The organism is Marinobacter sp. (assembly GCF_041595835.1).
In the GTDB taxonomy this organism is placed as follows: Bacteria; Pseudomonadota; Gammaproteobacteria; order Pseudomonadales; family Oleiphilaceae; genus Marinobacter.
Genome location: NZ_JBFHJO010000062.1, coordinates 1 through 11,440 on the forward strand (window position 1 = coordinate 1; position 11,440 = coordinate 11,440).

Sequence of the window (11,440 nt, forward strand, 5' to 3'; positions counted from 1 at the left end):
GCAGCCAAGAGCGAACATGTAACCTCGGGCAGAGTTACACCAGTCGGCCCCAAGCGCCAGAGTTCGTGCAATATTGAAGGCTGAGGTTATCTTTCCCGCAGCGCCAATGGCGATATCGTCCCGCAGGTTGGTGCCAACCAGTGTGTTATGTACGAGCAAAAGAGCTTCTGTCAGTGGCATGCCAATCCGGTTTATGAACTCCAGCGGCGCAGCTCCGGTGCCACCTTCACCACCGTCTACTACAATAAAGTCAGGTTTTTTACCGGTTTTCAACATCGCTTTTACAATGGCAAACCACTCCCAGGGGTGGCCGATTGCCAACTTGAAGCCCACCGGCTTGCCTCCCGAAAGCTCCCGCAATTTTTCAATAAACTCGAGTAATTCAACCGGAGTAGAGAAAGCGGAATGGCTTGATGGAGAAATGCAGTCTTCGCCCACCGGAACACCCCGTGCCTCGGCAATTTCTTCCGTGACTTTTTCTCCGGGTAAAATGCCACCGTGGCCGGGTTTTGCTCCCTGAGATAGTTTGACCTCTATCATTTTTACCTGGTCCAGGCGGGCATTATCCCGAAACTTCTCCGGGCTAAATGTTCCGTCTGGATTACGGCAGCCGAAGTAGCCAGAGCCTATCTCCCAGACAAGATCACCACCTGGGCCCTTGTGATAGCGGGATATGGAGCCTTCACCGGTGTCATGGTAGAAACCGCCCTTTTTTGCGCCCCCGTTCAGGCTGAGGATGGCGTTCGCTGACAGAGCGCCAAAGCTCATAGCGGAGATGTTGAAAATGCTGGCGCTGTAGGGTTTGTCACAATTTTTTCCGATCACAATCCGGAAATCGCTGGAGTTGAGTTTTGTCGGTGTTAACGAGTGGTTCATCCATTCGAACCCCTCCTCATACATTGACAGTTGCGAGCCGAAAGGGCGCTTGTCGAGTACGCTCTTGGCTCTCTGGTAAACAATGGTGCGTTGCTCCCGGGAGAAAGGGCGCTCTTCTGTATCAGACTGTATAAAGTACTGGCGAATCTCTGGTCCTATCGACTCAAACAGGTAACGGAAATTTGCCATGATTGGATAATTCCGGCTAACCGTATGTCTTCGTTGCAGAAGATCCCAGGTGCCCAAGGTGGTCAGCGCTGCAAACATGAGCGGGATGATAAAGCCAGTTCCGGCCCATAGGGTCACGGGTAATGAGATCACTAACCCGGCAATACTGAGGGCGTAGGCGGTATAGCGAAAAGGGAAGGTGGTGGTTTTTGCCATGAATACCTCTGATAGGGCTCTGGGGTTAATGGGTGAAGTATATGCCAGGACGGGAGGATGGAAGCAAACTGTCTGTGGTATTTGAAAATAGAGTCTTCGGGTTATTAATGTGGTCTATAATTGAAGTGCTAATTCGGCACGTGACGCATCCTTTGATGTTTTGAGGTCAAAATAATAAGATGACGCACTTGTAACATTCAGAGCCGCTTAAATGGCCTGACTATTACGGACTTTTCAGACATCACACCAAAACCAGGAGGCTCCAACGTGGGCGAGGTAGTGAAAGATGAATATCAGACGGATTACGTCGCAGGCCAGGACAATATCAACCCGTTCGGCCTGGACCTGCATAACTGGGTATTCCCGGTAACTTCACTCATTGTAGTTTTGTTTGTTATCGGCACTCTGATGTTTCCGGCTTTAGCCAAGGAAACGCTGGATGGGGCAAAGTGGGCAATTATTGCCAGGTTTGATTGGTTCTTCCTGTTGAGTGCTAATATCTTCGTGGTGGTGAGCCTTGCGCTTATCTTCATGCCGGTTGGTAAGATCCGCCTGGGTGGGCAGGATGCAAAGCCTGAGTTCACCCGGATTTCATGGTTTGCCATGCTGTTTGCTGCAGGTATGGGCATCGGCCTTATGTTTTGGGCTGTTGCTGAGCCGGTGGCATATTACACCGGCTGGTATGAAACCCCGTTCAATGTTGAGGCGAATACCGAAGCTGCCCGTAACCTGGCCATGGGTTCCACCATGTACCACTGGGGTCTGCACCCTTGGGCGATTTACGCCATTGTGGCCTTGTCGCTGGCGTTCTTTGCCTATAACAAGAACATGCCGCTAACGATCCGTTCGGCCTTCTTCCCGCTCTTAAGAGACAGAATCTGGGGGTGGCCCGGGCATATTATTGATGTGCTGGCGGTGGTTGCGACCATTTTTGGTCTGGCGACTTCTTTGGGCTTTGGTGCCCAGCAGGCAGCTTCAGGTTTGAACTATTTGTTCGACGTGGGCGCTGGCACCAATATTCAGATGGCAATTATCGTGGCGGTTACCGCCGTTGCGTTGATCTCTGTTTTGCGGGGGCTGGATGGTGGAGTGAAGGTGTTGAGTAATATCAACATGATTACCGCCGGTGTTGTGCTGTTCTTTATTTTATTCGCTGGCCCCACCATGACGATTATGGAAACCATCTGGATCACAGTGACGTCATACGTCACTAATGTGGTGCCTCTGAGTAACCCGTTTGGTCGCGAAGACTCCGCCTGGATGCAGGGTTGGACTGTCTTCTATTGGGCCTGGTGGATTTCCTGGTCACCATTCGTAGGTATGTTTATAGCGCGTGTTTCTAAAGGCCGTACCGTGCGTGAGTTCGTAACGGCGGTACTGATTATCCCGACGCTTATTACCACCGTATGGATGAGTGGCTTTGGTGGTACTGCGCTTGAACAAATTCAGAGCGGTGTTGGTGTGCTGGCCGAAAAGGGGCTTACTGATGTATCGCTGGCAACTTTTCAGATGTTTGAAGGCCTGCCGCTGACTGGTATTGTCTCCTTCGTGGGTATCATTCTGGTGCTGGTGTTCTTTGTCACCTCATCGGATTCTGGTTCTCTGGTTATCGACAGTATTACTGCCGGTGGTAAAACTGATGCACCTACTGCCCAACGTGTGTTCTGGGTGGTTATGGAAGGCGCTATTGCAGCCGCGCTGATTTTTGGCGGTGGTGATGATGCGTTAGGGGCTATCCAGGCGGTGGCGATCAGCGCAGGCCTGCCGTTTACCTTGATTCTGCTGATCATGACGTGGGGTCTGCTCAAAGGCCTTGCCCAAGAGAGAAGACTGCTGATGCAGCGGGGCGAATTGCTCTGATCAAGTGAAACAGGCATAAAAACCGGAGTTTTAAACAGGCTCCGGTTTTTTTATGCCCGAACTGAACGTGCTTACGATCTGCTAAATGCTTTCATAGCGTATTGCGCCCGTTCTCGGGGGCTGAAATGTGGCCTTTTCATAGCTTCGATAGTTTTCAGGCGGGGCAGCAGGCCACAGCCGTTGGCCATTTGAATTGCCAGGCCAGGGCGAGCATTAAGCTCAAGCAGCAGCGGGCCCTGGTGGGCATCCACGACTAAATCCACGCCCATATAGCCCAGGCCTGTGGCTTCATAGCAGCGGGCGGCCATTTCCAGCATGTTCTCCCAGGATTCGATCTGGATGTTTTCGAGTTCCAGGCCGGTATCCGGATGCAGAATGATTGGCCGGTTAAATTGAACGGCATTCAAGCTTCGGCCAGAGCCAAGGTCCAGGCCAACCCCGACCGCACCTTGGTGAAGGTTTGCCTTGCCGTCAGACGCGGTGGTGGCAAGCCGCAACATAGCCATTACCGGATAACCCTGGAACACGATAATGCGGATATCCGGTACACCCTGAAATGAATATCTGGCCAAAGCAGGGGAGGACTCTACCAAGTCCTCAACAATTGCAACATCCGGTGTGCCCGCCAGGGAATAAAGCCCAGCGAGTATGTTGGTCAGGTGTCGTTCCAGCATGGCTACGGATATTCGGGCACCGGACGCCTTGATGAAATCGTCACCATCGCGCCCTGTAATGACGGTGATGCCTTTACCGCCAGATCCTTTTGCGGGCTTGATGGCAAAGCCCGACAGATCTTCGGCCATTTCCCGGAAGTGAGATATTTCGTGTTGCCGCCGAACTACCTGAATCAGTTTGGGGGTTTTTACATCGTACTCGCCCACGGCCAGCTTGGTTTTAAGCTTGTTATCAACCAACGGGTACGACGAGCGCTCGTTGTATCTGGCAATGTAATCCACATTGCGCCGGTTCATATTCAGCATACCGAGCCGGGTTAGCGTACGGGGTGAAATCCAGTCCATTTCAGTCGTACGCCTTCATCGGGGTAAATCGACGAAGTTCGCTGAGCTTGTAGCCTGTGTACTGGCCCATAAGCAAAATCAGACCCAGAATTACCAGGTGAAGCTCGGGGAAGTTGAATGTCAGGTGGCCTGCCAATGGTGTGCTCATGGCAAGGTAGGCACAAATAGCCACAAATAAACTGCCCGCGCCCTGTGTCACAACCTCTCGGGGGCCTTCCTCCTCCCAGAGAATAGACATACGTTCGATGGTCCAGGCGATGATGACGGTGGGAAAGAAGGTGACCGTCATGCCGGTATTAAAGCCCATCTGGTAGCCAACAATACTCAGCCCCGCCGTGATGAAAATCACAAGTATGATCAGCACGGATATTCGTGAGACAAGCAAAAGGTTAAGGCTCGACAGATAACCCCGAAGCAGTAGCCCTATAGCCACCACAGAGAGAAATGCGACCAGCCCGGGGACTAGAGTGGTCTGAACAAAGGCCACCGCAATGAGTACAGGCATGAAGGTGCCCGATGTACGTACGCCAATCACAATGCGCATGAACGCCACCATGAGTGCGCCAATGGGGAGCAGAAGTAGCATCCGGAACATGCTTTGTTCTTCAATCGGAAGCTGGTAAAAACTGAGAGCGCTCAGGCCGTTTGACTCCGCTTCACGGGTAGCTAACTGAAGGGCCGGGACCGTTTGGCGGAGCATCGAGAAACTTACTTGTGAGTTGTCGCCACCGACTACGTCCAGAAGTGATTCGGAACCCTGGCGCCAAAGCAGAAGGTTCTCGGGGACGCCTTGTTCGGCGGTGCGAGGGTCAAAGGTCAGCCAGCGTTTGCCATTGTATATTTGCAGGAAGGGTACAAGGTGTTGTCGCCGGCGGGCGTCTTCCAGTTTCAGCGCATCTGCCGTTCGGGCGGGAATGCCAGCATGGTTCAGCATTCGAACCAATACCTGGAGGTAGTTTTCTTCGGATACCAGCATGGTGGAGTTCTGGGTGCGGTTATCCGGTTGCATGAGCGTGATCAATTCTCGCGTCAGGCTTTCGGGAGAGCTTGAGCGCTCCGTTGCCTGACTTAGCAATTCACGTACCGCAGTTGCCTGAGGTTCTTCCCAGAACACCGAGTGGGGGCGGGGAACGCGGGCAGGAGGTTGCGGTATGACGGTTTCATCTGGGATAAACTGCGCTTTGAAGTACAGGGTTTGTGGCCCGGTTACTTCGCGCTTGGTCCACTCTGCGCGTCGGCTACTGGTGTTTTCGATAATTGAAAAACCGTAACCCGGTGATGCAGCCTGTTCAGTCAGAAGACGGAAGCCTGGGGGTTGCTGAGGAACATGCAAATTAACTTGAGCGGACTCACCTTGCCCTTCAAAGTCTACTCTGGCCTCGATCATCCAGACGGGCCTCTGCTCGCCGGTCATCCAGGGTATGCCCAGTTCAAAATGCCGCCAGGTGGCAACGGAGATGCCAGCCGCAATCAGAAGAACTACAGCAACATAAAACGGAATGCGGGACCTCCCGGTCATTCATTATCTCCCGCAGGGGCTTTGTTACGGTAACTTTTTGGTAATTCAGTGGCGAATTCTTTGCCTACATCAATCAGCATGACGTCTCGTAAAACGTTTCGGCCGATAAGTACGTCGTAGGTCAGGTTGGTGCGGTCTGCCAGAGTGAACTCGGCAACTTGTTCGTGGTCACCTATGGCAAACTGAAGCTCTACGACAACACGTCGCTCTGCTTCATCAGCAGCAGACTGAATGATTTTCACCCGGCGAGATATTTCCCGTTCCAGCGTTACCCACTCTTGCCCGGACGTTTCTGGTACTGGTACTTCAAAGCGTACCCAGTTGCTGCCATCCCGCTCAAATCGTTTTACATTGCGGGTGTGGATAGACGATGTTTCAGCGCCGCTGTCTATGCGGGCAGTGTAAACAATACCCGGGTTGGCCAGGTACAGTTTCTCCAGTTCTCCCACTACAACTTTGCCTTTGAGGCGGTCAGCGTGGCCTGCGTCTTTAGCGGCGGGAGAGCAACTCTTCTGAACAACCGGTGGGGGGCAGCTGGGTTTTTTTACCTGGGTGGAAATGGCGTCGAGAATGGTTTGGGTAGCTTGTTGTTGCTGGCTCAGCATCTGGTCCTGGCGCACGCTGGCATTGTTCTCCATCGTTACCAGTGTTGCCCGTTGTTTGTTAAGGGACGAGCGAATATCTTCGATCCCGTCCTTAGGAACCATAAAATATTGATCCGCTGTGCATCCTGACAAGGCGATAATGAACGCTGTCATCCCGGAAGCTAGTAATAACCGGGGCTGAAAAAGCCTGTAACCCATGAATATCCCCTGAAGTGGCTGCGCCATAAAACCGGTATTGGAATTCCGGTCAGCCCTCAATGTATTGTCAATCAGGAGCGGGAGTATACTACAAGCTGGGTATCCAGCGACTTTACAGATGGTTAAGGCGAAGATTAAGCGCCGAGGAAAGGGCCTTTTCCTAGAGGCGTTTCAGCGCGCAGGTATTCCTGAATCACTGGGGAACAGTTCAGATAAAACAGCAGTAGCTCACGTTGAATATCCTGATCCTGAATACGGGAAGCAAAGCTGATCACCGCTTTAAGGGTTTGATCATCAGCTGCGGGGTTATCGGGTGCAGAAAAGGAGTGGTCGTAACGATCACGCAGTAATTGCGTTACCCGCTCCAGGTGGAACTCGCCGGTATGTGTCATATGAGGGAGTATTGTTGCGCCACCTCTTCTTCCAGATGGGTGCGCCGTTGCCCATTCGGGCCGATTCTCCGGTCTGTTGAACTGCAGACAGTCTGATCCCAGTTTTCTCCAGAGTTCCTTTAACATGCTCTGATCCTGCCGGTGAGCACCCAGTAGTAGATGTGCTAACAAATGGTTATATAGCGTTCTATTCCTTTTTAGATGAAATTTTATCCAGCGTCTAGGGGACCAAAGTTGGAATTGTTTTAAATGCCAAGCAGTCGAGGCCGCTCGTGAGGCTTTGATCCTTTATGAGTAAAAGGTGAGGGCGTTAAGGTAAACTGTCTGACTTTAGCTGCTGATAGGCGCACCGAACAAACCCATTGCAATTCGAGGAGCCAAGGCCTGTGTTAGAGGTACTTACCCAAGCTGTTACAGCTAAGCCAGACACTATGGCAGGCGGGTTCATTGCATTGGCGACCGTCTGCGTTATTTTGCTGGTGGTTCTTGTACGCAAACTCATCCTGCTTAAATCGTTGCACGCAGAGCTGGTTGTTCGTGACCAGGCTCAAGCTTTGCGTGACCAAGAGCTGAGCTATATGGAACGGGCGCTAAGTGATCAGACCGCGCGAGCTGAAACGCTGGAGCGTGATGTTGAACGCTGGCGGGAGCAGGTTTCCGAGCTGAAGGCTGACCTGAGAGAACAAGAAGTCATTCTGGATAAAGAGCGGCGCGGCGCTACCGAAAAGCTGGAGTTGCTGGAAAAGAACCGGGATGCTCTCAAGCAAGAGTTCGAAAACCTTGCGAATCGTATTTTTGACCAGAAAAGCGAGCGCTTTAGCCAGCAATCTAAAACCAGCCTCGACACATTGCTTACTCCCTTCCGTGATCAGTTGCAGGATTTCCGCAAGCGGGTAGAAGATGTTTACACTACTGAAACCCGTGACCGTCAAGCACTGCGTAGCGAAATTAAATCTCTCCAGGATCTGAACCGTCAGATTACGGAAGAAGCTGCCAACCTGACCAAAGCGCTGAAAGGCGATAAAAAAGTTCAGGGTAACTGGGGAGAACTTATACTGGAGCGGGTGCTGGAGCGCTCGGGCCTGCGTAAAGGCGTAGAGTATGAAACCCAGGGTAGCTATCGGGACAGTGATAACCAGTTGCTTCGCCCGGATGTGATTGTGCACTTGCCGGATCAGCGTCATTTGGTTGTTGATTCCAAAGTTTCCCTGGTGGCCTATCAGCAATGGGTTATTGCTGAAGACGATGGCGCGCGGGCAGAAGCGTTGAAACAACATGTTGAAGCCGTTCGTAACCACATCCGGAGCTTGAGCGAGAAAGATTACAGCCAGCTGAGCGGCCTGCATTCGCCAGACTTTGTGCTGTTGTTTATGCCTATAGAGCCAGCCTTTGTTGCGGCCTTTCAGCAAGATGACAACCTGTTCGCAGAAGCCTTTGACAGAAAGATTATTGTAGTCACTCCCACTACCTTGTTGGCCACATTGCGGACCATTGAAAACATCTGGCGTTATGAGCGTCAAAGCCAGAATGCCCGGCGTATAGCCGAGAGAGCCGGGGCTGTGTATGACAAGCTGCGTGTGTTTGTGGAGGCCATGGAGCGCCTGGGCAGCCAATTACATACTGCCCAGGGTACGTATGATAATGCGATGAATACCCTGACCCGAGGCCGTGGTAATCTGATTTCTCAAGCTAACCGGTTTGTTGAGTTGGGTGTGCGCGTCAAAAAAGAGCTGCCCAGGAACATCGTTGACCAAGCCGAAGTAGATTCCGACGACGTGGGCAGCGCGGATAACTTTGACCCCGACAGTCATGCGACACCAGTAGAAGCGTTAGCGGGCAGCACAGAAAGTAAGCAGGAGTAGCAGTATGGTATTAACTAAAAAACGGCGTATACCGGTGGCCCGGCCATGGCTCGCCGGGCTGGTGTTGTCTTCTGTATTGGTGGTGTTTGCCAGCCAGGCTCAGGGTCTTGAGCCGGAACATGAAATTCGCCGGCTTATGCTGGCTACAGAAGACGCCGTCAGCGGCGGGCGCTGGGGCGAGGCTGGTGAATATCTGAACCGCCTGCAAGCCATGGAGGGGGATAAACCGGCGGAATATTTTTATTACCGGGGTCGCGCCATGCTGCAGGCCCGACACTTGAATGAAGCGCGGTCGGCTCTTGAAAGCTATGTTAGTCGTGTAGGGGCCGATGGGCAGCATTATCAGCAATCTTTGAAGTTGATTACGGATATTGAAAAGGAGAACAAAGCGAGCGCCCGGGCGCTGATTGAAGGCGGTGCCAGCGTCAAAGAGCCCGTGGCAGTCATTGAGCCGGCAGGTCGGGAAGATACAAAAGCTCTGCGTAGCTTGTATCTGGCCAAAACGGATCGGGAAGCTCTGACTATTCATTTGAATGCTTTGCTGGATGCTAACGGCTGGCGCAAGGACAAAGCGGTTGTGCGCCTGGATCGTCCTGCAGATATTGAGTACCGGGTAACTCTGGATGGTAGTGTTCTTAATATTCAGGAGATTCGTCGGGGCGCGGGAGATACCACCGTGCGTAAAACCAGCTCGTTATCAGTGTACGGAGTGAACCCTCAGCCCCGTTGGGACTGTGAAACGGTGGTTGCCGCCTGCTGGATTTATGACCCCAGGGACGGCTCGCGTTTGTTCCAGTTAGCTCCAAACCAGAGCCAGGTTAATGAAGTTGCCCAGACCCTGGGGCAGCTCATTCGGAACCTGCAGCAGGGTGGTGCTGGCTCTTAAATTATTTGCTCAGGTTTTCAGGTCGCCCCGTTCGCCTTCCCTCCAGGCGCCCGGGGTCACACTGGTCCATTTCTTGAACGCTCGGTGAAAGGTAGAGGGCTCAGTAAAGCCTACGCGCTCGGCAATATCGTTGATTGGCATATCCTGGTGGCTTAAGTAATAAATGGCCATGTCTCGCCGCAGCAAATCTTTAATCTCCTGGAACGACGTATTTTCCTGCTTTAACCGCCGCCGCAGCGTTTGAGGACTGGTATGCAGCTCTTGCGCAATCCAGTCGAAGTCTGGCATGGGTTTGGACAAGTCCCTGCCAATCAAACCACGAATGCGGCCCGTCCAGGTGTTACTTTCATCGGGACGCGATAGTAAATCCGCGGGTGAGGTTTTCAAAAACTGCCGCATCTCGGGCTTGTCCCGAATGACGGGTGCCGATAAGAAACGCTTACCAAAGGTGAGCGCCGTGCAGTCAGATTCAAACACCAGCGGGCATCGGAATATGTGCCGTAACTCATCTCCGTGTTCTGGCTTTGGGTAGTTGAACTCAGCCTTTTCAAGCTCCACGGGCTGACCGATCAGCCAGCTGCTTAGTCGGTGCCAGATCACAGGGAGGCTTTCCTGAAGAAAATGGTCGGGGTCGTGAAGCTCGCCTTCAATGCGAGATATCAGCCGGGCGTGGTTTTCGCCCACCTCCAGCTCCATTCCGGCCATGGGTTCGAATAGCCGGGAGAACTGGAAAGCCTGTCGTAGTACTTCTTCGAGGGTCTGGCAGTTAATGACCAGCGCACACATGGTGGCAAAGGTGCCAGACCTGGCTCTCCGTGGCCCCATGCCCATAAACTCATCGCCGGTGCTGGCCCAGATTACCTGCATTAAACGGCTGAACTGATCGCTGTTTACCCGGGCTTTTTCAATGCGTAGCAGGTCGGGCGAAATGCCGGCCGCAAGTAACAGATCGCGAACATCCAGGCCCAGGCGCTCCGCGCCGGACAAAGATGCCTCAACAAAATGCTTTGAAACCGTAAGGGTAGACATAGACAGACCATTCAGTGAAACGACGTTCATCATAAGTGCCAGGGAAGACAATGCAACCACCTGAACGACTATAAAGGTGGAAGATTTTGCCAATAGGAATGACGTAACCGGCAGTTGGCCATAGCGGCAAAACACGGCAGCATGAAATAACGTAACAACGATAGCTGATGAATCAACAGGAGACAGCCATGTCTGGCCCCCTAAGTGCTTTAAAAATACTGGACTTCAGCACGCTACTGCCCGGACCATACGCCACCATGATGCTGGCGGATATGGGGGCTGAAGTGCTGCGAGTAGAAGCGCCAGACAGAGTGGATCTGGCGAAAGTGATGCCGCCGTTTGATGGTAAATTCAGTACAACGTTTTCGTATCTCAGCCGTGGCAAACAAACCCTTCAGCTCAACCTGAAGCAAGAAGACAGCGTGGACAAGGTTAAAGAGCTCATTAAGGATTACGACATCGTTGTGGAGCAGTTTCGCCCCGGCGTTATGGACCGCCTCGGTATCGGTTACGAAACCCTCAAAGCCATTAACCCCAGGCTCATCTACTGTGCCATCACGGGATATGGCCAAACCGGCCCTTACAAAGACCGTGCCGGCCATGACATTAATTACCTCGCCATATCTGGCGTAGCCAGTCATTGTGGCCGGGCCGACAGTGGCCCGCCACCAATGGGTATTCAGATAGCGGATGTAGCCGGAGGCTCCCACCATGCGGTGATGGGTCTGCTTGCCGCGGTTATACGCCGCCAGCAGACCGGTGAGGGTGCTTTTATCGATATCAGCATGACCGATGCGGCTTTTGCTTTGA

10 protein-coding genes are annotated in these 11,440 nt (G+C 52.7%); 4 read left to right on the plus strand and 6 right to left on the minus strand.

Annotated features, from left to right (window positions below):
* Positions 1–1,260: FMN-binding glutamate synthase family protein (locus tag ABYA77_RS13630; RefSeq protein ID WP_372966523.1), on the minus strand; the 1,260-nt coding region annotated here is incomplete at its 3' end.
* Positions 1,261–1,527: 267 nt separating this feature from the next.
* On the opposite strand from ABYA77_RS13630, the gene ABYA77_RS13635 reads away from it, so the two are divergent.
* Positions 1,528–3,120, plus strand: coding sequence for a BCCT family transporter (locus ABYA77_RS13635; protein WP_372966524.1), 1,593 nt, complete (start codon positions 1,528–1,530; stop codon positions 3,118–3,120).
* A gap of 71 nt (positions 3,121–3,191) precedes the next feature.
* Here ABYA77_RS13635 and ABYA77_RS13640 read toward each other — a convergent pair whose 3' ends face one another.
* The 4 genes from ABYA77_RS13640 to ABYA77_RS13655 all read right to left on the minus strand — a co-directional run bounded on the left by ABYA77_RS13640 (position 3,192) and on the right by ABYA77_RS13655 (position 6,853).
* Positions 3,192–4,139 (minus strand): alpha-L-glutamate ligase-like protein, encoded by a 948-nt coding sequence (locus ABYA77_RS13640; protein ID WP_372966525.1) that lies wholly within the window; start codon positions 4,137–4,139, stop codon positions 3,192–3,194.
* Position 4,140: 1 nt separating this feature from the next.
* Positions 4,141–5,658 (minus strand): inactive transglutaminase family protein, encoded by a 1,518-nt coding sequence (locus tag ABYA77_RS13645; RefSeq protein WP_372966526.1) that lies wholly within the window; start codon positions 5,656–5,658, stop codon positions 4,141–4,143.
* Positions 5,655–6,365, minus strand: a complete 711-nt coding sequence (locus tag ABYA77_RS13650; RefSeq protein WP_372966527.1) for an ATP-dependent zinc protease — start codon at positions 6,363–6,365, stop codon at positions 5,655–5,657. Before ABYA77_RS13650 ends, ABYA77_RS13645 begins: the two co-directional genes overlap by 4 nt.
* Positions 6,366–6,595: 230 nt before the next feature.
* Positions 6,596–6,853 (minus strand): hypothetical protein, encoded by a 258-nt coding sequence (locus ABYA77_RS13655; RefSeq protein ID WP_372966528.1) that lies wholly within the window; start codon positions 6,851–6,853, stop codon positions 6,596–6,598.
* A gap of 431 nt (positions 6,854–7,284) precedes the next feature.
* Between ABYA77_RS13655 and rmuC the strand changes: the two genes are divergently transcribed.
* Together rmuC and ABYA77_RS13665 are read left to right on the plus strand one after the other, a co-directional pair.
* The gene (gene rmuC / locus ABYA77_RS13660) at positions 7,285–8,715 is read left to right on the plus strand and encodes a DNA recombination protein RmuC (protein WP_372966531.1); all 1,431 of its coding nucleotides are present in this window, start codon (positions 7,285–7,287) and stop codon (positions 8,713–8,715) included.
* Between the two features lie 4 nt (positions 8,716–8,719).
* Positions 8,720–9,601, plus strand: a complete 882-nt coding sequence (locus tag ABYA77_RS13665; RefSeq protein WP_372966529.1) for a hypothetical protein — start codon at positions 8,720–8,722, stop codon at positions 9,599–9,601.
* A 9-nt stretch (positions 9,602–9,610) separates the two neighbouring features.
* Here the strand turns inward: ABYA77_RS13665 and ABYA77_RS13670 are convergent, their stop codons facing one another.
* Entirely contained in the window at positions 9,611–10,630 is a 1,020-nt protein-coding gene (locus ABYA77_RS13670; RefSeq protein WP_372966532.1) for an AraC family transcriptional regulator, read from the minus strand.
* Positions 10,631–10,818: 188 nt separating this feature from the next.
* On the opposite strand from ABYA77_RS13670, the gene ABYA77_RS13675 reads away from it, so the two are divergent.
* A partial coding sequence (locus ABYA77_RS13675; RefSeq protein WP_372966530.1) for a CaiB/BaiF CoA transferase family protein occupies positions 10,819–11,440 on the plus strand: 622 nt, incomplete at its 3' end.